The sequence below is a fragment of the Streptomyces termitum genome, from assembly GCF_014650175.1.
In the GTDB taxonomy this organism is placed as follows: domain Bacteria; phylum Actinomycetota; class Actinomycetes; order Streptomycetales; family Streptomycetaceae; genus Streptomyces; species Streptomyces termitum.
Genome location: NZ_BMUL01000044.1, coordinates 1 through 877, shown reverse-complemented (window position 1 = coordinate 877; position 877 = coordinate 1). Strand labels below are relative to the sequence as shown.

General features: G+C 57.7%; 1 pseudogene. It reads right to left on the bottom strand.

The features are described 5' to 3' along the window. Positions 1–837: pseudogene (locus IE219_RS32700) on the bottom strand (hypothetical protein); the annotation flags it as partial. Positions 838–877 lie beyond the last annotated feature (40 nt).

Here is an 877-nt window from a genome sequence, read left to right as displayed (position 1 = left end):
CATGCCGGGGATCGATGGCAAGCTTGACATTCCGGGGATCGATGGCAAGCTTGACATTCCGGGGAGCGACGGCATCGAGGGCAAGCTGCTCAAGCCGGGAATTGCAGAAAGGCTGCTGGCTCCAGGGAGAGAGCCGATCAATGGAAGAGATCCGAGGCCAACGTCACGTTTGAGCAAGTGGGGAATCAATAAGCCGGAGGTGGACAAGGGTGAGGCTTGGTGGGCGCCGTTCAATGAGCCAAGCTTGGAGGTGAGGCCTTGGGTGACAGGAAGGATAGAGCCGACGCTGCCGAGCACCGGGAGGGTTTGGACACCGTTGGTAAGCGAGCCCACGGTACCCAAGAGGTCGAGGCCTCCTAGTTCACGGCGCTCAAGGGAGCGGGTGACCTCGTCTAAAGTGCCCTCAAGGTCAATTAGTCCACCCTCGCCAATCAACTTAGTGTCCGAGAGGACCCGGCGCTCAAGGGAGCGAGTGACCTCGTCTAAGGTGCCCTCAAGATCGATTAATCCACCCTCGCCAATCAGTTTAGTGTCCGAGAGGACTCGGCGCTGAAGGGAGCGGGTGAGGTCACCCAAGACACCGTCGTCGTGAATTAAGCCCTTCTCACCAGCCAACTTGGTGCTGGAAAGCAGGTCGCCGGAGCTCTGGTCTTGGAGAACATTGTGGGTAAGGTCTCCAATAAGGGGGACCGGCTCCAAAGTGTTGGCGACACTGCTGACAAGGCGGCCTTCGTTACCGAGGACAGGAAGCTTAGGAAGACCTCCGATCGGCACGGCACTGGTTTGCTCAGCTGCAAGCATGATAGCAACAGACACGAAAAAGCAGGTGACACGCATCTTGGGGTTGATAGCTGCTGGTGACTGTGAAGAAATTCGA